The following is a 22707-nucleotide window of genomic DNA, read 5'->3' as shown; positions in this document are numbered from 1 at the left end:
GTTTGCAGAAAGGTGTGAAGCAGTGTGGCAAAAGAATATGATTTGGTCATTCTTGGCGGTGGAACCGGAGGATACGTAGCAGCTATTCGTGCCTCTCAGTTAGGTCTATCAGTAGCGGTTGTGGAGAAAAATAAGTTAGGCGGCACATGCCTGCACGCAGGGTGTATCCCAAGCAAAGCTTTACTAAGAAGTGCAGAAGTCTATCAAACGGCTAAGAAAAGCAGTGAATTTGGCGTAGAAACGTCCAATGTACTATTGAACTATGCACGTGTACAAGAACGAAAGTCAGAAATTGTTTCACAGTTACATAACGGTGTCAAACAGCTAATGAAAAAAGGTAAAATTGACGTATATGAAGGAATTGGACGTATTTTAGGACCTTCTATTTTTTCTCCTATGCCAGGAACCATCTCCGTTGAATTAAAAAGCGGTGAAGAAAACGAAATGCTTATTCCAAAGAATGTAATTGTCGCAACAGGGTCTCGCCCTAGAACATTACCTGGTTTAACGATTGACGGAGAGAAAGTAATCACTTCAGATGAAGCATTAAAGCTGGAAACACTTCCTGCTTCTATTATTATTGTGGGAGGCGGCGTCATTGGAATTGAATGGGCGTCAATGCTCACAGATTTTGATGTTGATGTAACGGTTGTGGAATACAGCGATCGAATTTTACCAACAGAAGATCAAGATATCTCCCGTGAAATGACGAAGCTTTTAAAAGCAAAAGGAGTTACCATTATTACTTCTGCTAAAGTAATGGCTGATACACTGTCTATTGATGGTCAGGTGAAAATTTCGGCTCAAGTAGGAGACGATATGCAAGAATATGAAGCAGAAAAGCTGCTTGTATCTGTAGGGCGTCAAGCGAATGTCGAAGGAATTGGTCTCGAGAATACTGATATTGTAGTAGAAAACGGTGTGATTGCCACGAATGATTTTTATCAAACGAAAGAATCTCATATCTACGCAATTGGAGATGTGATTGGCGGACTGCAGCTTGCACATGTAGCTTCTCACGAAGGGATTGTAGCTGTGGAGCATTTACACGGTGAAAAGCCTTTGAAGATTGATTATACAACAATCTCTAAATGCGTATATAGCAGCCCGGAGGCAGCAAGTGTAGGATTAACAGAACAAGAAGCAAAACAGCAAGGATTTCAGCTGAAGGTTGGAAAGTTTCCGTTTAAGGCCGTTGGAAAAGCTCTTGTATATGGAGAGGCAGAGGGATTTGTTAAAATTATTGCCGATGCCGACACAAATGATGTTCTTGGTGTGCATATGATTGGACCTCACGTGACGGATATGATCTCTGAAGCGGGTCTTGCAAAGGTATTGGATGCTACACCATGGGAAATTGCTCATACCATTCATCCTCACCCTAGCCTTTCAGAAGCAATGGGAGAAGCTTCATTAGCTGTAGATGGAAAAGCGATTCATTTTTGATGATTAAAGGAGGTTTAAACATGACAAAAAACCGTCATGAATCATTAGGATTAACTGATGAACAAGTACTTGAAATGTACCGCACTATGCTGCTTGCACGAAAAATTGATGAGCGTATGTGGCTACTAAACCGTGCAGGGAAGGTGCCTTTTGTTATTTCATGTCAAGGTCAAGAAGCCGCTCAAGTTGGCGCAGCTTTTGCCTTAAACAGAGAGAATGATTACATATTACCTTATTACCGCGATCTGGGTGTTGTGCTGGCATTTGGAATGACCGCGCGCGATTTAATGCTTTCTGGGTTTGCTAAAGCAGAAGATCCAAACTCAGGAGGTCGTCAAATGCCAGGTCACTTTGGCCATAAAGAAAAGCGAATTGTAACAGGATCTTCTCCAGTTACAACACAGGTGCCTCATGCAGTAGGAATCGCTTTAGCAGGACGGTTGGAGAAAAAAGACTTAGTCACGTTTGTCACGTTTGGAGAAGGATCTTCTAACCAAGGAGATTTCCATGAAGGCGCGAACTTTGCAGGTGTTCATAAGCTTCCTGTTATCTTTATGTGTGAAAATAACAAGTATGCGATTTCTGTTCCGGTTGAAAAGCAGCTAGGATGCGCAAAAGTATCTGATCGTGCGATTGGATATGGTATGCCAGGCTACACAATTGATGGAAACGACGTCCTTGAAGTATACCGAGTGGTAAAAGAAGCAAGAGATCGTGCATCCAGAGGAGAAGGGCCTACTCTTATTGAAACTGTTTCAGAGCGTTTGACTGCCCATTCAAGTGATGACGATGATCGTGCATATCGCGGCGCAGAAGAATTGTCTGAAGCTAAAAAGAGTGATCCGCTTGCGTACTTTGCGACTTATTTAAAAGAGGTTAACGTGTTAACCGATGAACGAGAAAAACAAATGCTTGATGATATTATGAACATCGTTAATGATGCAACAGATTATGCTGAAAACGCTCCTTATGCAGAAGCGGAATCGGCTTTAAAATACGTGTACGGTGAGTAAGGAGGAGAACATATGCCGGTTATTTCATATATTGATGCAGTAACAATGGCCATTCGTGAAGAAATGGAAAGAGATTCCCGCGTGTTTGTATTAGGAGAAGACGTAGGGAAAAAAGGCGGCGTATTTAAAGCAACCAACGGACTGTACGAACAGTTCGGAGAAGAAAGAGTTATTGACACACCTCTTGCAGAGTCTGCTATTGCAGGCGTAGGAATCGGAGCGGCAATGTACGGCATGCGTCCGATTGCTGAAATGCAGTTTGCTGATTTTATTATGCCTGCAGTCAATCAAATTGTGTCAGAAGCAGCAAAAATTCGCTATCGTTCTAATAATGATTGGAGTTGTCCAATTACAATTCGAGCTCCTTACGGCGGCGGAGTTCACGGTGCTCTTTATCATTCTCAATCTGTTGAAGCACTATTTGCCAATACGCCAGGGTTAAAGATTGTGATGCCTTCTACGCCTTATGATGTAAAAGGATTATTAAAAGCAGCTATTCGTGATGATGACCCAGTTCTTTTCTTTGAGCATAAGCGTGCGTACCGTTTGATTAAAGGAGAAGTCCCTGAAGATGATTATGTACTGCCGATTGGCAAAGCAGATGTAAAGAGAGAAGGAGACGACATCACGGTTATTACATATGGTCTTTGTGTACACTTTGCTCTTCAAGCTGCTGAAAAACTAGAAGCAGACGGTATTTCAGCACACATCTTAGATTTAAGAACGGTCTATCCACTTGATAAAGAAGCTATTATTGAAGCAGCCTCTAAAACAGGTAAGGTCCTGCTTTTAACGGAAGACAACAAAGAAGGCAGCATTATGAGCGAAGTAGCAGCTATTATTGCTGAACACTGCTTATTCGATTTAGATGCGCCAATTCAGCGCCTTGCTGGCCCTGATGTTCCAGCTATGCCGTATGCACCAACAATGGAAAAATATTTTATGGTGAATCCAGATAAAGTAGAAAAAGCAATGAGAGAATTAGCTCAATTTTAAAAGGAGTTGTATCAATTGGCTATTGAAAAAATTACGATGCCGCAGCTCGGTGAAAGTGTAACAGAAGGTACAATTAGCAAATGGCTCGTTTCTGTTGGAGATCACGTAAATAAGTACGACCCGTTAGCTGAAGTCATGACGGATAAAGTAAATGCTGAAGTGCCTTCTTCTTTTAGTGGAACAATTAAAGAGTTAATCGCAGGTGAAGATGATACTTTACCCGTGGGAGAAGTGATTTGTTTAATTGAAGTAGAAGGAACTGTACCTCAAAAAGAACAGAAAACGTCTGATAAGACTGTAGAAGAATCAGCGCCAAAAACAGCGGACAGTCAATCCAATAAAAGCCGATACTCTCCAGCTGTTATGCGTCTGTCACAAGAACATAATATTAATTTAGATACCGTGACAGGAACAGGAGCGGGCGGCCGCATTACGAGAAAAGATATTTTAGCTGTTATCGAAAAAGGCGGAGCTTCTGAAGTGAAAGAAACACCTGCATCAACAGTTCAGCCAGAAGCACCCGTAGCGGCAGCTGCTCCGAAAACGAAGCAACCCGCGCCGGTTGTGTCTGCAGCCGGAGATCAAGAAATCCCTGTTTCAGGCGTGCGTAAAGCTATTGCAGCAAATATGCTTCGCAGTAAACACGAAATTCCGCATGCATGGACAATGGTTGAAGTTGATGTAACGAACTTAGTTTCTTATCGTGATGCATTAAAGACGGAGTTCAAACAAAAAGAAGGTTTTAACTTAACTTATTTTGCGTTCTTCGTAAAAGCAGTGGCTCAGGCTTTAAAAGAATTCCCTCAAATGAATTCAATGTGGGCAGGAGACCGTATTGTTCAGAAAAAAGATATTAATGTATCTATTGCTGTTGCAACAGACGATGCTTTATTTGTGCCGGTTATTAAACAAGCCGATGAAAAGACAATCAAAGGCATTGCGCGTGAAATTACAGAGCTTGCGCAAAAAGTTCGTACGGGTTCATTGAAGTCTGAAGACATGCAGGGCGGAACGTTTACTGTTAACAACACAGGCTCATTTGGTTCCGTGCAATCAATGGGGATTATTAATTACCCGCAAGCGGCTATTTTACAAGTGGAATCTATTGTAAAACGTCCGGTTATTATTGATAACATGATTGCTGTTCGAGATATGGTTAACTTATGTTTATCACTTGATCACCGCGTGTTGGACGGCTTGGTGTGCGGCAGGTTCTTGGCAAGAGTTAAAGAGATTTTAGAATCTACGTCTAAAGAGAATACGTCCGTCTATTAAAAAAAGCAAATGGAGCTTTCTCCATTTGCTTTTTTATTTTGAAGCAATGATTGAACAATTTGTAAAAGATGTATTAAAATAAAAGAAGAATCATCAAACTTCAAAGTGTAATCATCTAGGTCTAGCAGGCAGCTATTAACTGTAAAGGGGCATGGAAATGAAAACAAATACATTATCATTTCATGAATTTACACGTACACCTAAAGAAGATTGGGCACAGGAAGTTAGCAAAAACACCGCGCTCCGCTCAAAAGAAACGTTAGAAAACATCTTTTTGAAACCGCTTTATTTTGAAAGTGATACGGCACATTTAGACTACTTGCAGCAGAGTCCGGCGGGAATAGATTGTTTAAGAGGAGCCGGTAAAGAATCATACATACTAGGGGAATGGGAAATCACCCAAAAAATCGACTTACCTTCTATTAAAGAAAGCAATAAACTTCTTTTACACAGTTTGAGAAATGGACAAAATACGGCCGCTTTTACGTGCAGTGAAGCAATGAGGCAAGGAAAAGACGTTGATGAAGCAACTGAAGCTGAAGTAGCCTCAGGCGCTACAATTTCTACTTTAGAGGATGTTGCTCATTTGTTTCAGCATGTAGCTCTTGAAGCTGTGCCTTTATTTTTAAATACGGGATGTACATCCGTTCCACTTCTTTCGTTTCTAAAAGCATACTGTGTTGATCATAACTTTGATATGAGACAGCTAACAGGTACGGTTGGAATGGATCCGCTCGGCACTCTTGCTGAATACGGGAGAGTTCCACTTTCTACTCGAGATTTATACGATCATTTAGCTTACGCAACGCGTTTGGCTCACAGTAATGTTCCAGAGCTCAAAACGATCATTGTATCAAGCATTCCTTACCATAACAGCGGTGCAAACGCTGTTCAAGAACTAGCTTATATGCTTGCTACAGGAGTGCAGTATATTGATGAATGCATGAAACGCGGTCTGTCCTTACATCAAGTTTTACCTCACATGACCTTTTCTTTTTCAGTTAGCTCACATTTATTTATGGAAATATCAAAACTTCGTGCTTTTCGCATGCTTTGGGCAAATGTGGTTCGTGCTTTTGATGACACGGCCGTTTCAGTGCCGTTTATTCATACGGAAACGTCACGTCTTACACAGTCTAAAGAAGATATGTATACAAATGCATTAAGGAGCACGGTTCAAGCGTTTGCTTCTATTGTAGGAGGAGCGGATAGTCTGCATATTGAACCATATGATTCCGTTACATCCTCATCTTCTCAGTTCGCTCATCGCCTTTCCCGTAATACTCACTTAATTTTGCAGCACGAAACACATATATCAAAAGTAATGGATCCTGCCGGAGGCTCTTGGTACGTTGAAGCTTACACACATGAATTAATGACAAAAGCTTGGGAGTTATTTGGCAACATTGAAGACCACGGCGGAATGGAAGAAGCTTTAAAACAAGGGCGAATTCAAGATGAAGTTGAACAAATGAGAGTAAAAAGACAAGGAGATATAGAGTGCCGAATTGAGCGCTTGATCGGAGTCACACACTATGCTCCTAAGCAACACGCTGCATCTGAAGAGATAAAAAGCACTCTGTCTAAAAAAGAAGAAAGAAAAATGAATAAATACAGTGACCAGAACACTTCGGAATTTTCATCAAATCTTTCGCTAGAGGACTATACAAAGCTAGCATCTAAAGGGGTAACAGCAGGGTGGATGCTAAAACAAATGGCGAAGCAGTCACAGCCAGACAGTGTTGTGCCGCTCACTAAGTGGAGAGCAGCAGAGAAGTTTGAAAAAATACGGGTTTATACAAAGGGAATGAGCATTGGCATTATGGAGCTCGTCGATCCTAGCAGCCATAAAAAAGCTGAGATTGCCCGGTCTTTATTTGAAAGCGCAGGCTTTGCGTGTGAAACAATTAAAAACATAGATTCCTACGTCGAGATAGCAGATTGGATGAATGAACAAAAGCACGAAGCATATGTAATCTGTGGAAGTGATGAACTCGTGGAAAAGCTCTTAACAAAAGCGATGACTTATTTTGAGGAAGATTCCGTTTATGTGTACGTAGTAGGGGAAGAACACGTATCACGCAAAACGCAGTGGCAGCAAAAAGGTGTAATGAGCGTCATACATCCTAAGACAAATGTTATTCAATGCGTTAAGAAGTTATTATGTGCTTTGGAGGTAGAAGTTCATGTATAAAAAGCCTTCTTTTTCTAATATTCCATTATCATTTTCAAAGCAGCAAAGGGAAGATGACGTGACTCAAAGTTCATTCACTGCTTTTCAAACAAATGAACAAATTGAATTAAAATCATTATATACAAAAAAAGACAGAGATGACCTCGACTTTATTCACTTTGCACCTGGTATTCCACCGTTTGTGAGAGGACCGTATGCAACGATGTATGTGAATCGGCCTTGGACGATTAGACAGTATGCAGGATACTCAACGGCGGAGGAAAGCAATGCCTTTTACCGCCGAAACCTAGCTGCTGGACAGAAAGGGCTGTCTGTTGCTTTTGACCTAGCTACCCACCGCGGCTATGACTCTGATCATCCAAGAGTTGTTGGAGATGTAGGGAAAGCAGGAGTGGCAATTGATTCAATGATTGATATGAAGCAGCTGTTTGAAGGGATTCCGCTTGATCAAATGTCCGTGTCGATGACGATGAACGGGGCGGTTCTTCCTATTTTAGCTTTCTACATCGTAACAGCTGAAGAACAAGGAGTAAAAAAAGAAAAGCTGGCTGGAACGATTCAAAACGATATTTTAAAAGAATATATGGTGCGCAATACGTATATTTATCCTCCTGAAATGTCCATGCGAATCATTGCGGATATTTTTAAATATACAGCGGAGCATATGCCGAAATTTAACAGTATTAGTATATCAGGCTATCATATGCAAGAAGCAGGCGCTCCAGCAGACTTAGAGCTTGCTTATACGCTTGCAGATGGACTTGAATATGTACGAACCGGCTTGAAAGCAGGAATTTCAATTGACGCGTTTGCACCGAGACTATCCTTTTTCTGGGCAATTGGAATGAACTACTTTATGGAAGTAGCGAAAATGAGAGCGGGGAGGCTGCTGTGGGCAAAACTCATGAAACAGTTTGAGCCGGACAACCCTAAATCACTCGCTCTTAGAACGCATTCTCAAACGTCCGGATGGAGCTTAACCGAGCAGGATCCATTTAATAATGTTATTAGAACATGCGTCGAAGCTCTGGCTGCAGTGTCAGGACATACGCAATCGCTTCATACAAACGCACTGGATGAAGCGATTGCTCTTCCGACTGATTTTTCAGCTAGAATTGCTCGAAATACGCAGCTTTATTTGCAAAATGAAACGGAGATTTGTTCCGTCATTGACCCTTGGGGAGGCTCTTATTATGTGGAATCATTAACGAATGAATTAATGATAAAAGCGTGGAAGCACCTTGAAGAAATAGAGCAGCTCGGCGGAATGACAAAAGCAATAGAAGCAGGCGTACCTAAAATGAAGATAGAAGAAGCTGCTGCGCGCAGACAAGCAAGAATAGACTCGCAGGTAGAAATTATTGTAGGTGTGAATCAGTTTCAGCCGGAGCAAGAAGAACCGCTTGATATTCTTGATATTGATAACACAGCAGTTCGAATGAAGCAGCTGGAAAAGCTAAAGAAAATACGCAGTGAACGTAACGAACAAGCGGTACTCGAAGCGCTTAATCGACTGACCACTTGTGCCAAAACAGGCGAAGGGAATCTCCTTGCTTTTGCGGTTGAAGCTGCAAGAGCTAGAGCTACACTAGGTGAAATTTCAGAAGCCATTGAGAAAGTGGCTGGAAGACATCAGGCTACTTCTAAGTCAGTCAGCGGGGTATACAGTGCGGAGTTTGCGCATCGAGATCAAATCGAAGAAGTTCGAAAGCTCACGGCTGAATTTTTAGAGGAAGAAGGAAGACGCCCAAGGATTTTAGTGGCGAAAATGGGGCAAGACGGTCATGACAGAGGATCAAAAGTGATTTCAACAGCCTTTGCTGACCTTGGATTTGATGTGGATATTGGCCCTTTATTTCAAACGCCTGAAGAGACAGCAAGGCAAGCTGTAGAAAACGACGTACATGTGATTGGCATAAGCTCTTTGGCAGCCGGGCATAAAACGTTACTGCCGCAGCTTGTTGATGAGTTAAAGAAATTAGAGCGCGACGATATCGTTGTTATTGTCGGAGGCGTTATTCCTAAACAAGACTACTCATTTCTTTTAGAGCACGGCGCTTCTGCAATCTTTGGACCTGGAACAGTAATCCCAAAAGCGGCCGTTTCCGTCTTACATGAAATAAAGAAACGGTTAGAAGAATAGTTGGTGAAGACAATTGGTGAAATTAAAAACGGTACAAGATTATAAACAAGGGCTGCTTGAAGGGAAAAGAACAGCGTTAGCTCAAGCCATTACTTTAATTGAAAGTAAAGCGCTGAAGCATAAAGCAATAGCACAACAGCTGATTAAAGAAATCTATCCCCATACGGGGCATTCAGTGCGCATTGGTTTTACAGGCGTACCAGGAGCAGGAAAAAGTACGCTGATTGACAAATTTGGATCGTATCTATGCAAAAATGGCCATTCCGTTGCAGTTTTAGCAGTCGATCCAAGCAGTACCTTGTCTGGAGGAAGTATTTTAGGAGATAAAACCAGAATGGAGCTGCTTGCCAAACAAGAGAACGCTTTTGTCCGTCCTTCACCTTCTCAAGGAACGCTTGGAGGTGTTCATCTTAAAACGAGAGAAGCCATTTTTCTTTGTGAAGCGGCTGGGTATAACATCATATTTGTCGAAACGATGGGTGTTGGCCAAGGTGAAATGATTGTAAAAGAGATGGTAGACTTCTTTGTTTTGCTTGCTTTAACCGGAGCAGGAGATGATTTGCAAGGAATTAAAAAAGGGCTGCTTGAATGGGTTAATTTAATTTGTGTAAATAAAGCAGACGGGGATAACCGGCTAAAAGCAGAAGTGACTGCAAAAGAATACAAAAGTGTCATCGGTTTTCTTCACGGTCATTCCGGAGGGTGGAAACCACAGGTCATCACAACTTCTGCTTATGAAGAAGCGTCGTTTCAACATTTATGGCAGATAATTTGTGACTATAAGGAATGGATGAATAAAAAAGATCTGTTTTATGCAGTAAGACAAAAGCAAATGAAGGCATGGTTACAAGCAAGTGTTAATGAATATTTACAAGAATCATTTTATGAACATCCTTTAGTTAAGCAAACATTAGGGGATGTTGAAAAACAAATGATGATCGGAGATGCCACAATGGCTGAAGCTCTCCAACACTTGATTAAAATCTATCAGCAGGCGATGAAAGAAATGTAAAAAAGGATCCTGCATTTTATGCGGATCCTTCTACACTAGGGAGTTAAGAGTATGGTTTTCTAGCTGTAAAAACAGTATCACCATTTCTTTTCTTGTTTAATCTTGATTACCAAGAAAAAATGAGTCAAAGCAATCGCCTTTTTAGTTTTCGTTTGCTATGATAAAGGATAGATAGCAAAAGGGAGGTATGAAAATGAATATCGATTTTAACTTGTTTATGAACGACGTTGTTCGTCAGGCCCGTAAAGAAATTACAGCTGCTGGTTATACAGAATTAACGACGGCTGAAGCGGTAGATGAAACGTTTAAACAGCCTGGCACAACGCTTGTAATGGTGAATTCAGTTTGCGGTTGTGCAGGAGGTATTGCAAGACCTGCTGCAGCGCACGCTGTACATTATGATAAACGTCCAACAAACTTGGTTACAGTATTTGCTGGGCAAGATAAAGAAGCAACTGCGCGTGCACGCGAATACTTTGAAGGTTATCCGCCTTCATCTCCATCTTTCGCTTTATTAAAAGACGGAAAAATTATCACAATGGTAGAGCGTCACGAAATTGAAGGCCATGAGCCAATGTCAGTTGTGATGAAGCTGCAAGAAGCGTTCGAACAGAACTGTGAAGAAGTGTAAGAGAGAAGCCGTTTTGAACGGCTTCTTTTTTTATGCATTTTTTTATCCGTCTGTATGCAGGCTTTCTAATGAGTGGAAAATGTTGAGAAAAGGTATTTTCAAATAGTGAAACTTATATTTAAAAAAGATATTGCATATTTATAATGTTGTGTTAAAATACATTTATATGAATATATATTTAAATTTCGACATTTACTTGCAATAGTAAAAAACTTATTTCATAATATTATTAATTTTTAAAAAATAATGTAAGGAATAAACTAGGGGGAACGAAGATGAAATTGAAAAAGTGGTTATCGGTAACGGCAATTGGTCTCTTAACAGCAGGCGTTTTAGCTGCATGCGGAGCAGGAGAAGGAACGTCTAATGGCGGAGCAAGCAGCGACGACAAAGATAAAAAAGTACTTGTAATGGGAACATCAGCAGATTACCCACCCTTTGAATATATTGATACGGCAAAAGGTGATAGTGAAGCAATCGGATTTGACGTAGATTTAGCAAAAACAATCGGTAAAAAGTTAGGCTATGACGTGCAGGTAAAGGATATGGAATTTGGCGGATTAATTCCAGCTTTACAATCTAATAAAGTCGATTTAGTTTTAGCCGGTATGACGCCAACTGAAAAGCGTAAAAAGAACGTGGACTTCTCAGACGTATACTACGAAGCAAAAAACATGATTGTATCGAAGAAAGATGCGCCAATTAAAAACGCAGAAGAACTAAAAGGAAAAACAGTCGGTGTACAAACTTCTTCTATTCAAGCAGACGAAGCAAAAGAAATTGCAAAAGAAGTTGACGGAGTAAATGTAACAACGCGTGACCGTATTCCAGAACTAATTCAAGAAATGAAATCAAATCGTATCGATGCAGCGATTATTGAAGATACAGTAGCTAAAGGGTATGTGAACAAAGACAAAAGCTTGCAAATGTCTGATACAGGACGTCCCGATTCAAGTAAAGGATCAGCAATCGCATTTCCTAAAGACAGCAAGCTAACGAATGACTTTAACCGTGAATTAAAGAAAATGAAAGAAAACGGTGAATTGGATAAATTAATCGTTAAGTGGTTTGACGACCAAAAATAAGAATGATAGTTAGAGAGGAATGGAACTAGGCATGAATTTGGATTTTTCGCAAATCGTGCCTTCTATGCCTTATATTTTAAAAGGGATAGGGGTAACGATACAGATAGTCCTAGCTTCAGCAATTTTAGGGTTTGTGCTGGGAGTTATTTTATCTTTATGTAAAATCAGCCGCAATAAACCTCTTCAATGGTTTGCGGATGCATATACGTCCGTGTTTCGCGGAACACCGCTTGTACTGCAATTATTATTAATATACTTTGGATTACCTCAGCTGCTCGGGTTTGATATTGCCCCGTTTCCAGCGGCCGTTGCTGCGTTCGGGCTAAACTCTGCAGCATATATATCTGAAATTATTCGCGCTGGTATTTTAGCTGTTGATAAAGGACAGCGTGAAGCGGCATTAGCGTTAGGAATTCCTTATCGCCGCATGATGGGACAAATTATTTTGCCACAGGCACTTAAAAATATTTTACCTGCTTTAATGAATGAGTTCATTACATTAACAAAGGAATCAGCTATCGTTACAGTTATTGGAGCACTCGACATTATGCGCCGTGCTTACATTGTAGGGGGAGAAAAATTCGCCTACCTTGAACCGTTAATTTTTGCAGGGTTGATTTATTATGTAATGGTAATGGGCTTAACGCTCCTTGGTAAAGCAGTCGAGAGGAGAATGAGAAAAGGTGATTAACGTTGAAAATTTACACAAATCATTTGGTAAGAATGACGTTTTAAAAGGTATTTCAACTACGATTAAGGAAAAAGAAGTCGTAGCTGTTATTGGCCCTTCTGGTTCTGGTAAATCTACTTTTTTACGCTGTATGAACCTGCTTGAAGAACCGACGAGCGGATTAGTTTCCATTAACGGTCAAGTGATTACAGATAAAAAAACAAACATTATGCGTGTGCGTGAAAATGTAGGAATGGTATTTCAGCATTTTCACTTGTTTCCACATATGACAGTGCTTGAAAATTTGACGTATGCTCCGATGACGGTAAAAGGCGTGTCAAGAGAAACGGCTGTTGCTAAAGGCAAAGAATTACTCCAAAAAGTTGGACTTGCTCAAAAAGCCAACGAGTTTCCAAGTCGCTTATCGGGCGGTCAAAAGCAGCGTGTAGCTATTGCAAGAGCATTGGCAATGGAGCCGAAAGTAATGCTGTTTGACGAACCAACATCAGCATTGGATCCAGAGATGGTAAAAGAAGTACTAGATGTAATGAAGTCGCTAACAGAAACAGGAATGACGATGGTCATTGTAACGCATGAAATGGGATTTGCACGAGAAGTAGCAGATCGCGTGCTGTTTTTAGACGGCGGTGTGCTTGTTGAAGATGCGCCTCCGGCTGAATTTTTTTCAGCGCCTAAAAGCAAGCGTGCTAAAGATTTCTTAGAAAAGATTTTATAATAAAAAAGTGCAGGAAGAGTACGATCTTTTCTGCACTTTTTTTATTGAAATTTATACGGTACAGCAAGATTTAAGGTTGTGTTATTTTTCTATTCGTGTTAATAAAGAATAGAGTATTTTATCACACTAAAAAGAAACCAACATGTAGGAGTCTAGAAAATGAAATTTAAAATTGGGTACCGGACAATTAAAACAGCCGTCGGTACATCACTGGCTATTATTATAGCTCAGTTCTTTCACCTCGAGTTTTTTGTATCAGCTGGAATTATCACCATTTTGTGCATTCAAAATTCAAAGAAAAAATCGTTGCGAAGTGCAAGCGATCGTTTTATTGCTTGTTCTTTATCCATTCTGTTTTCGTTTATATTCTTTGAAGGGATTGCTTATCATCCACTTGTTATAGGACTGATGCTGCTTTTGTTTATCCCGGTTACGGTTATATTCAAAGTTAATGCAGGCATTGTTACAAGCTCCGTTATTTTGCTTCATATTTACTCCAAAGGCAATATGACATGGGGAATCGTCTTTAATGAACTTGGCTTAATTGTAATTGGGATAGGTGTTGCCCTGCTTGTGAATTTATATATGCCAAGTTTAGATCAAGAGCTTCGCACGTATCAGCAAGAAATTGAAGAAAATTTCCGGTCGATGTTAAAGGAAATCGCCCTGTATCTCAGAACCAATGACAGCAGTTGGGACGGTAAGGAAATTGCAGATACGGTAAAAATTTTAGAAAAAGCAAAAAGCCTTGCGTTTCGTGATGTAGAAAATCATTTTGTTCGTGGGGAAAATTATTATTACCGCTATTTTAAAATTCGTGAAAAACAGCTTGAAATTATTGAACGCACGCTTCCTCTCATTACCGCTATTGATCTGGTAGTAGAACAGCGCTACATGATTGCCGATTTCATTGAAGAATTAAGTCTATCCATCCACCCTGGTAATACAGCAAAATTATTTTTAGCCAAACTTCAGCATCTACGAGAAGCGTTTGCAGAGATGCCGCTTCCTAAAACGCGGGAAGAGTTTGAAGCGCGTGCCGATTTACTGCACGTAGTCAAAGAAATTGAACAATATTTGGTTATTAAACAAACCTTAAAAATAAGTTAAATAGCATGCATGTTGTTTATCTTGCTTACGAACACTAAATAAGACAAGAGATATCTCTCTTGTCTTTTACTTAGGACTAACGTAAGGTGGTGGATTACGTGCATGTGTTTGCTTTTATCCTTTTACTACTATCTCCGGTTTGGCCATTAGGAGAAAATCCGTTGCCAAATGATCCTTATATTATTATTAATAAACAAAGCAATGAGCTTGCTTATATTCAAAATAAAGAAATTAAACAAATTATTAAAGTAGCAACGGGGAAAACAGTTAATCTGACGCCCGAAGGAGAGTTCACGGTAACAGTAAAAGCTGTTAATCCTTATTATCGGAGAAGTAACATTGAAGGAGGCGCTCCTCAAAATCCTCTAGGTGTAAGGTGGATTGGATTTGATGCAAGAGAGACTGACGGACGTATTTATGGCATCCATGGTACAAATCAGCCGGATTCCATCGGTAAATATGTATCGAATGGCTGTATTCGCGTAGAAAATCGTGAAGTAAGCCATCTATATGATCAAGTCCCGTTAGGTACAAAAGTATGGATTGTATCTACAGATCAATCTTTTGAAGAGTTAGCCGCCCAAAAAGGGATTGTGAATATACAGCAAAAGACTGGTGACTAGTCACCAGTCTTTTTATATGTTTGCATTGCACACAGAAACAGCAGTGCAGCTATGTTTTTCGTCATCAGTCCCGATTAAAACCACATGGCAAGTCCCGCTAAAAGCGTGGATATTAACATGACAAGAAGCATTAAAAACACAATGGTTTTTTGGATTTTCTTATTAGACATACAACCAAAGTCCTCCTACACGTTTTTTTCTTATTTTACATGTCTTCCGCTGCTTAGACAAGCAACTTTCTGTAGATACGCGAGCAGGAGATTTCTTTTGTTTTCAAGAATATGTGTAAATGAAAACGCTTTTTTAAGAGGTGAGAAAGTGATAAAAGGAATTGACCACATAGGAATAGCTGTAAAATCAATTGAAGGCAGCCTCCCATTTTATGAAAAGGTATTAGGACTGTCTCTATTAAAAGTAGAAGAAGTAGAAGAACAAGGAGTAAAAGTTGCTTTTATTCAGTGCGGCAACGTAAAAATTGAATTATTAGAGCCACTCTTTGAAGACAGTGCGGTCGGCGCGTTTATCAAAAAGAGAGGTGAAGGTCTTCATCATGTTGCTTTAGGTGTGCGCACGATTGAAGAACGGATTAACGAGTTAAAGGAAAAGGGTGTACAAATGATTGACGATGTTCCGCGAAAAGGCGCAGGGGAAGCATCCATTGCTTTTTTGCATCCAAAATCAGCAAACGGTGTTCTTTATGAGCTCTGTGAAAAAACACTAGAGGAGGAGAAGAAACGTGGTTGACATTTATGATAAATTAAATGAATTGTACGATAAGCGTCGGAAGATCGAGTTAGGCGGTGGAGACGAAAAAATTGAAAAACAGCACCATAAAGGAAAGCTAACGGCGCGCGAACGAATTGAAATTCTTTTGGACGAACATACATTTGTGGAATTAAATCCGTTTATTGAACATCGGTGTGCGGATTTCAGTATGAATAATCAAGTAGGACCAGGAGACGGGGTAGTAACAGGTTACGGCAAGATAAACGGTCGCTCAGTCTACTTGTTTTCGCAAGATTTTACAGTATTCGGAGGCGCGTTAGGTGAAATGCATGCTAAAAAAATTGCGCACGTAATGGACTTAGCGGCTAAAACAGGCGTGCCGTTTATTGGCTTAAATGATTCAGGCGGGGCTCGTATTCAAGAGGGCGTCATGTCTCTTGATGGATACGGTCATATTTTTTATCGAAATGCCATTTATTCGGGTGTCATGCCTCAAATATCTGTTATTATGGGTCCTTGTGCAGGCGGAGCCGTGTACTCACCGGCGATTACGGACTTTGTTTTTATGGTAGAAGAAACAAGTCAAATGTTCATTACAGGACCAAAAGTAATTGAAACGGTAACGGGAGAAAGCATTTCCTCTGAAAATCTTGGAGGAGCAGCTGTTCATAACGAAATTAGCGGTAATGCCCATTTTAGAGGTGCAACAGAACAAGAGGTGCTAGAACAAGTACGAACGCTCTTAAGCTATCTTCCTCAGTCTAGTCAAGAGCAGCCTCCTTTAGCCTCAAAAGCAGAGTCTGATCATTATCGTCCGGATTTATTAGACGTTGTCCCGTTTGATGCCGTGCGCCCTTACGATGTGCGTCAAGTTATTCAGCAAGTAGTGGACGAGCGCTCATTTTTTGAAGTGCAAAAAGACTTTGCAAGAAATATTGTCATTGGTTTTGCTCGCATAGATGGAAAAGTTGTCGGACTTGTGTGTAACCAGCCTAAAGTAATGGCAGGCAGTTTAGATATTAACTCCTCAGATAAAGCAGCAAGGTTTATTCGATTTTGCGATTCATTTAATATCCCACTTATTACATTTGAAGATGTTACAGGTTTTTTCCCAGGTATCAAGCAGGAACATGGCGGAATTATACGTCATGGTGCTAAAATTTTATATGCATACTCCGAAGCTACCGTTCCGAAAATCACAGTGATTTTGCGAAAGGCGTACGGAGGTGCATACGTAGCTTTAAATAGTAAATCGATTGGAGCGGACCTTGTGTATTCGTGGCCGAATGCAGAAATCGCTGTTATGGGTCCTCAAGGTGCTGCAAATATTATCTTTGCAAACGACATTCGAGGCAGTGAAAACCCAGATGAAACAAGACATGAAAAAATTGAACAGTATCGCGAGAAATTTGCTAATCCTTACGTAGCAGCAAGCGCTGGAATGGTGGATGATGTTATTGATCCTCGGGAAACACGAATAAAATTAATACAAGCGCTTGAAATGTTGCACAATAAAAAGGAAGAGCGTCCAGCAAAAAAACATGGTAACATACCATTGTAGGTTATTTTTGGAGGGATTACATATTATGATTAATGAACAACGAATCGTTGATTTATTTATTGAATTAGTACAAGTAGACTCAGAAACAAAGCATGAAGAAAAAATTGCTGTTGTACTAAAAGAAAAATTTACTGCATTAGGCGTCGAAGTAGTAGAAGATGATGCCAAAGAAAAAACCGGACACGGAGCCAACAACTTAATCTGCACACTGCCAGCTACAAAAGAAGGAGTAGACACAATCTACTTTACTTCTCATATGGATACAGTCGTACCTGGAAACGGTATTAAACCGTCTATTGAAGATGGCTATATTAAAAGTGACGGCACGACAATTCTTGGAGCGGATGATAAAGCAGGCTTAGCAGCAATGCTAGAAGCCATTACCGTATTAAAAGAAGAAAACATCGCGCACGGCAAAATTGAATTTATTATTACAGTAGGAGAAGAATCTGGCTTAGTGGGCGCTAAAGCTCTTGATTCTAGTCTCGTAACGGCAAAATTCGGCTATGCTTTAGATAGCGATGGCAAAGTGGGAGACATTATTGTTGCTGCGCCGACGCAAGCAAAAGTAAATGCAACAATTTATGGAAAAACAGCTCATGCAGGTGTAGCTCCTGAACGAGGCGTTTCTGCTATTACGATTGCTTCAAGAGCCATTTCTAAAATGCCGCTTGGACGTATTGATGAAGAGACTACAGCGAATATTGGACGTTTTGAAGGTGGAACGCAAACGAATATCGTGTGTGACCGCGTCGATATTTTAGCAGAAGCTCGTTCATTAATTCCAGAAAAAATGGAAGCACAAGTAGCGAAAATGAAAGAAGCGTTTGAAACAGCTGCACAAGAAATGGGCGGACGTGCAGAAGTTGATATTAAAGTGATGTATCCAGGCTTTAAATTTGGCGATGGAGATCATGTTGTCGAAGTTGCTAAAAAAGCTGTGGCTAATATCGATCGTCCTTCACGCCTGCTTCAAAGCGGAGGCGGAAGCGATGCAAATGTAATCGCAGGGTTTGATATCCCAACAGTAAATTTAGCAGTTGGTTATGAAGACATTCATACAACCAATGAAAAAATTCCGGTAGAAGAACTGGTGAAGACATCTGAACTAGTAGTGTCGATTATTAAAGAAGTAGCAAAATAATAGTTGTAGCCTTGCTTTTATATAAAAGCAAGGCTTTTTACATAGTGAATAGTAAATAGTCTGAATTTTTTAACATAATGTATAATGAAGAAAAGACGGTCGTTTTGTACAATAAAGTTAGTAATACATTTTACCAAAGTAGAAGTTGAAAATAACGTATATAAAAAATATGTAAGCGCTTTCAATTTTGGTTTTATCAACAGATATCCTTGGGAGGTTGATGCAATGAAATCACAGGAAAGTTTGCAGTCCATCATTCAAAACTTTAATGAAGTAGAAAAAGGGTTGTCAAATAGAGAAGCAGTCGAAGAATCTAATCGATGTTTGTACTGTTATGATGCACCCTGTATTCAGGCATGCCCTACAGGAATTGACATCCCGACGTTTATTAAAAAAATTGCATCGGGCAATTTAAAGGGGTCTGCCGAAACGATTATGTCTTCTAATCCCGTAGGAGCAAGCTGTTCGAGAGTTTGTCCAACCGATGAACTATGTGAAGGAGCGTGTGTGCTTAACCACTCAACCAAACCAATTATGATTGGAGATTTGCAGCGCTACGCAACGGATTGGGCTATTCAAAATGAACAGGTGCTGTTTGAGAAAGGAAGAGCAAACGGCAAAAAGGTAGCAATTGTTGGTGGAGGTCCGGCGGGTCTCTCTGCAGCAAGAGAACTGGCGCGATTTGGGTATGACGTAACCATTTTTGAAGCGGAAAAACAAGCAGGAGGGTTAAATACATATGGAATCGTGTCGTTTCGTCTTCCTCAAGCGATTTCATTTTGGGAAGTTGAACAAGTAAAAAGCTTGGATGTAAAAATTAAAACAAACGTAAGAATCGGAGAAGATGTTCTTCCAAGCGAATTGCTGCAGTCATATGACGCGGTTGTATTAGCTATTGGTATGAGCAAGGTGCCTTCTCTACATGTTGAAGGTGAAGAGCTAGACGGTGTGTATGATGCGATTGATTTTGTGAAAAAAACGAAGTCAGAAGCGCTATCAACAGAATTTGTGGGTAAGCGTGTAGCCGTCATTGGAGCGGGAAATACTGCGATTGATGGTGCTACGTGTTCCATGCGCTTGGGAGCTGAAAATGTTCAAATTTTATACCGTCGTACACGAGAAGAAATGACGGCCTATGATTTTGAATTTGAATTTGCGAAACAAGATGGTGTTGAATTCCGCTGGTTAACGGCGCCTATACGAATTATTGGAGATGAAAATGGTAAGGTGAGCGGGATTGAATGCGTAAAAATGACGTTAACAGATCCAGATGCAGACGGCCGCAGAAAGCCTGTTCCTGTTGAAGGTTCAACGTTTACGATTCCAGTCGATGCTGTTGTTAAAGCAATTGGTCAAGAACGGTACCTGTCTTTGATTCAACAATTCCAGCTGCATCATGAAGACGGAGTTGTCTTAATCAATCAAGAGACGTTCCAAACATCAAATCCAAAAGTATTTGCTTGTGGAGATGTCATTTTTGGTAAAGGACAAGGAGAAGCGATGGTTGTGACCGCTGCTCAGCAAGGAAAACAAACGGCGTTAAATATTCATATGCAGTTAACAAAAGAAACAATGGAAACAGCTTAAAATCAGGAGGAGGAGAAATCTATGGCAGATTTAACAACAAATTTAGCAGGTATTCAATCACCAAATCCGTTTTGGCTGGCATCCGCACCGCCAACCAATTCAGGTTATCAAGTGCAGCGTGCATTTGAAGCAGGATGGGGAGGCGCAGTTTGGAAAACGCTTGGTGATCCGATTTTAAATGTTTCCTCTCGATTTGCTGCCGTTGGCTTCAACGGTCAGCGCGTAGCCGGCTTTAACAATATTGAGTTAATCACCGATCGTCCGCTTGAAGTTAATTTGAAGGAAATCTATGAAACGAAAAAGAAGTTTCCTAACCACGCAATTATTGCCTCTCTTATGGTAGAGCCTCAGCAAGAAAAATGGCATGAGATTGTCAAAAAAGTAGAAGACGTAGGAGTGGATGGACTAGAGCTGAACTTTGGCTGTCCGCATGGAATGGCAGAACGAGGGATGGGTGCTGCCTCTGGGCAAGTCCCTGATTTGGTTGAAAAACAAACGTATTGGGCTAAAGAAGTTGCTCAAACACCGGTCATTGTTAAATTAACCCCAAATATCACAGATATCACCGTTACAGCAGAAGCAGCGGTTCGAGGCGGTGCTGACGCTGTTAGTATGATTAACACCATTAATAGTTTAGCAGGAGTAGACATTCATTCATGGAATACAATTCCACACGTAGCGGGAAAAGGCGCTCACGGAGGCTATTGCGGCCCGGCTGTTAAGCCGATTGCATTAAACATGGTTGCTGAATGTGCAAGAAGTCCGTTTATTAACGTTCCAATATCTGGTATGGGGGGCGTTTCGAACTGGCAAGAAGCAGTGGAATTTATGCTCATGGGTGCTACAGGTGTGCAAGTATGTACAGCTGCTATGCATCACGGATTCCGCATTGTAGAGGATATGATTCAAGGTCTCAACTATTACTTGGATGAAAGAGGAATCGAAAAAGTAAGCGATATTGTAGGGAAAGCCGTTTCAAAATATTCCGACTGGGGCAACTTAGATCTCAATTATAAAGTAGTGGCTCGCATCGACCCTGATACGTGTATTAACTGCAATAAGTGTCATATTTCTTGTGAAGATACTTCTCACCAATGTATTGATATGTTGAAAGATCCTTCAGGGAAACCTTATTTAAAAGTACGAGAAGAAGATTGTGTAGGCTGTAATTTATGTTCGATTGTATGTCCTGTGGACGGAGCTATATCTATGGTTGAATTACCAAATGAACAACCGCCAATGACGTGGAATGAACGCCAAGCTGCTTTACAAGCGACGGCTGCACAGCGATTGGACGTATAAATACAAAGGGGATGAAGAAATGAAGAAAATCGTTAAAAATGGTGTCATAGTCACAGCAACAGATACGTATAAAGCCGATATTTTAATTGAAAATGGAGTGATTTCGGCAATTGGCTCAGCTTTTGAAGAACAGGGATGCGAAGTGATTGATGCAAAAGGCAACTATGTATTCCCAGGAGGCATCGATCCCCATACTCATTTGGATATGCCGTTTGGAGGGACCGTTACAAAAGACGACTTTGAAACAGGTACAAGAGCAGCAGCTTTTGGAGGTACGACAACTGTTATTGATTTTTGCTTAACCAATAAAGGCGAACCGCTCCAAAAAGCGATCGGCACATGGCATGAAAAATCAAAAGGAAAAGCGGCTATCGATTACAGCTTTCATCTAATGATTGGAGAAATCACGGAAGATGTATTAAATGAGCTTCCTACGATTATTGAAAAAGAAGGAATTACTTCTTTTAAAGTGTTCATGGCCTATAAAAATGTTTTTCAAGCAGACGATGCTACCCTTTACCAAACGCTAGTGCAAGCTAAAAAACTAGGGGCGCTTGTGATGGTACATGCTGAAAATGGAGATGTTATTGAGTATTTAACGGCAAAAGCGCTGGAGCAAGGACAAACTGATCCTATCTATCATGCACTCACTCGTCCTCCGGAAATAGAAGGAGAAGCTACGGGAAGAGCCGCAGTGCTAACCGAGCTTGCTGACTCACAGCTCTATGTTGTTCACGTATCTTGCGCTGAAGCAGTTAAAAAGATTGCTGAAGCAAGGGAAAAAGGCGTAAATATCTGGGGCGAAACGTGTCCGCAGTATTTGACGCTTGACCAAACCTATTTAGAGAAACCGGATTTTGAAGGAGCAAAATACGTATGGTCGCCGCCTTTACGTGAAAAATGGAACCAAGATGTTTTGTGGAATGCCCTGCGTAATGGCGACTTGCAAACGATTGGATCAGATCAGTGCTCGTTTGATTTTAACGGTCAAAAAGATCTAGGAAAAGGAGATTTTACAAAGATTCCAAACGGAGGACCTATTATCGAGGATCGCATGAGCCTTTTATTTTCAGAAGGAGTAGTGAAAAACCGAATTAATATCAATCAGTTTGTGGATATAACGTCAACAAAAATCGCGAAGCTGTTCGGACTGTATCCGAAAAAAGGAACGATAGCAGTTGGTGCAGACGCGGATCTGCTTATATTTGACCCTTCTGTTGAACGTGCGATTTCAGCTAAAACGCATCATATGGCAGTTGATTATAGCGCATTTGAGGGAATGAAAGTTACAGGTGAGCCGGTTTCAGTGCTTTGCCGAGGAGAATTTGTCGTAAAAGATAAGCAGTTTGTCGGTCAAAAAGGCTATGGACAGTATACAAAAAGAGCAAAGTTTAATGAGTTAAACACGGCTAACGAAGCTGAAAAATTAACGTTATAAAAACAGATGCCAAAA

Annotated in this window: 20 protein-coding genes; 19 read left to right on the top strand and 1 reads right to left on the bottom strand. The window is 40.6% G+C overall.

Going from position 1 to position 22707, the window contains the following annotated elements; all coding sequences use genetic code 11:
* Positions 1–24: 24 nt before the first annotated feature.
* The 13 genes from lpdA (at position 25) to LJY09_RS21890 (ending at position 14934) form a co-directional block, all read left to right on the top strand.
* The gene (lpdA, locus tag LJY09_RS21950; RefSeq protein WP_154989700.1) at positions 25–1446 is read left to right on the top strand and encodes a dihydrolipoyl dehydrogenase; all 1422 of its coding nucleotides are present in this window, start codon (positions 25–27) and stop codon (positions 1444–1446) included.
* Between the two features lie 20 nt (positions 1447–1466).
* Positions 1467–2459: a thiamine pyrophosphate-dependent dehydrogenase E1 component subunit alpha gene (locus LJY09_RS21945; protein WP_013084976.1), complete on the top strand. Its 993-nt coding sequence runs from the start codon at positions 1467–1469 to the stop codon at positions 2457–2459.
* Between the two features lie 12 nt (positions 2460–2471).
* Positions 2472–3455, top strand: coding sequence for an alpha-ketoacid dehydrogenase subunit beta (locus LJY09_RS21940; protein ID WP_013084975.1), 984 nt, complete (start codon positions 2472–2474; stop codon positions 3453–3455).
* Positions 3456–3470: 15 nt separating this feature from the next.
* Positions 3471–4730, top strand: coding sequence for a dihydrolipoamide acetyltransferase family protein (locus tag LJY09_RS21935; protein WP_049166191.1), 1260 nt, complete (start codon positions 3471–3473; stop codon positions 4728–4730).
* Between the two features lie 157 nt (positions 4731–4887).
* Complete coding sequence (locus LJY09_RS21930; protein ID WP_099331277.1) at positions 4888–6924, top strand: methylmalonyl-CoA mutase family protein; 2037 nt, start codon at positions 4888–4890, stop codon at positions 6922–6924.
* On the top strand, positions 6917–9067 hold the full coding sequence (gene scpA / locus LJY09_RS21925) for a methylmalonyl-CoA mutase (RefSeq protein ID WP_028411577.1): 2151 nt from the start codon (positions 6917–6919) through the stop codon (positions 9065–9067). Before LJY09_RS21930 ends, scpA begins: the two co-directional genes overlap by 8 nt.
* 16 nt (positions 9068–9083) lie before the next feature.
* Complete coding sequence (meaB, locus tag LJY09_RS21920) at positions 9084–10079, top strand: methylmalonyl Co-A mutase-associated GTPase MeaB (RefSeq protein ID WP_154973109.1); 996 nt, start codon at positions 9084–9086, stop codon at positions 10077–10079.
* Between the two features lie 193 nt (positions 10080–10272).
* A complete protein-coding gene (locus LJY09_RS21915; protein WP_028411575.1) occupies positions 10273–10710 on the top strand; it encodes a BrxA/BrxB family bacilliredoxin in 438 nt (145 codons plus the stop codon).
* A gap of 281 nt (positions 10711–10991) precedes the next feature.
* Positions 10992–11795, top strand: a complete 804-nt coding sequence (locus tag LJY09_RS21910; RefSeq protein WP_026106695.1) for a transporter substrate-binding domain-containing protein — start codon at positions 10992–10994, stop codon at positions 11793–11795.
* 31 nt (positions 11796–11826) lie between these two features.
* The gene (locus LJY09_RS21905; protein ID WP_013059114.1) at positions 11827–12486 is read left to right on the top strand and encodes an amino acid ABC transporter permease; all 660 of its coding nucleotides are present in this window, start codon (positions 11827–11829) and stop codon (positions 12484–12486) included.
* Positions 12479–13201, top strand: coding sequence for an amino acid ABC transporter ATP-binding protein (locus tag LJY09_RS21900; RefSeq protein ID WP_028411574.1), 723 nt, complete (start codon positions 12479–12481; stop codon positions 13199–13201). Before LJY09_RS21905 ends, LJY09_RS21900 begins: the two co-directional genes overlap by 8 nt.
* Before the next feature lie 159 nt (positions 13202–13360).
* Positions 13361–14311 carry an aromatic acid exporter family protein gene (locus LJY09_RS21895; RefSeq protein WP_013059112.1) on the top strand — a complete coding sequence of 317 codons (951 nt, stop codon included), beginning with the start codon at positions 13361–13363 and terminating at the stop codon, positions 14309–14311.
* A 98-nt stretch (positions 14312–14409) separates the two neighbouring features.
* On the top strand, positions 14410–14934 hold the full coding sequence (locus LJY09_RS21890) for a L,D-transpeptidase (RefSeq protein WP_014458269.1): 525 nt from the start codon (positions 14410–14412) through the stop codon (positions 14932–14934).
* Positions 14935–15008: 74 nt separating this feature from the next.
* Here the strand turns inward: LJY09_RS21890 and prli42 are convergent, their stop codons facing one another.
* Positions 15009–15104: a stressosome-associated protein Prli42 gene (gene prli42 / locus LJY09_RS21885; protein ID WP_149917156.1), complete on the bottom strand. Its 96-nt coding sequence runs from the start codon at positions 15102–15104 to the stop codon at positions 15009–15011.
* Positions 15105–15252: 148 nt separating this feature from the next.
* Between prli42 and mce the strand changes: the two genes are divergently transcribed.
* The 6 genes from mce to hydA all read left to right on the top strand — a co-directional run bounded on the left by mce (position 15253) and on the right by hydA (position 22692).
* Positions 15253–15678 (top strand): methylmalonyl-CoA epimerase, encoded by a 426-nt coding sequence (mce, locus tag LJY09_RS21880; RefSeq protein WP_228307795.1) that lies wholly within the window; start codon positions 15253–15255, stop codon positions 15676–15678.
* Positions 15671–17221, top strand: a complete 1551-nt coding sequence (locus LJY09_RS21875; protein WP_028411572.1) for an acyl-CoA carboxylase subunit beta — start codon at positions 15671–15673, stop codon at positions 17219–17221. Before mce ends, LJY09_RS21875 begins: the two co-directional genes overlap by 8 nt.
* A gap of 25 nt (positions 17222–17246) precedes the next feature.
* A complete protein-coding gene (locus LJY09_RS21870) occupies positions 17247–18365 on the top strand; it encodes a tripeptidase T (protein ID WP_013084962.1) in 1119 nt (372 codons plus the stop codon).
* Positions 18366–18590: 225 nt separating this feature from the next.
* Positions 18591–19952: an NAD(P)-dependent oxidoreductase gene (locus tag LJY09_RS21865; protein WP_228307426.1), complete on the top strand. Its 1362-nt coding sequence runs from the start codon at positions 18591–18593 to the stop codon at positions 19950–19952.
* A 21-nt stretch (positions 19953–19973) separates the two neighbouring features.
* Complete coding sequence (gene preA / locus LJY09_RS21860; RefSeq protein WP_028411570.1) at positions 19974–21254, top strand: NAD-dependent dihydropyrimidine dehydrogenase subunit PreA; 1281 nt, start codon at positions 19974–19976, stop codon at positions 21252–21254.
* A gap of 19 nt (positions 21255–21273) precedes the next feature.
* Positions 21274–22692, top strand: coding sequence for a dihydropyrimidinase (gene hydA / locus LJY09_RS21855; RefSeq protein ID WP_033579723.1), 1419 nt, complete (start codon positions 21274–21276; stop codon positions 22690–22692).
* The last annotated feature ends 15 nt before the right edge of the window (positions 22693–22707 follow it).

Origin of the sequence: Priestia sp. J2 (genome assembly GCF_020790095.1) — a bacterium.
Lineage (GTDB): Bacteria > Bacillota > Bacilli > Bacillales > Bacillaceae_H > Priestia > Priestia zanthoxyli.
The sequence above is the reverse complement of the archived record's forward strand: the minus strand, read 5'-3'. Positions and strand labels throughout refer to the sequence as shown.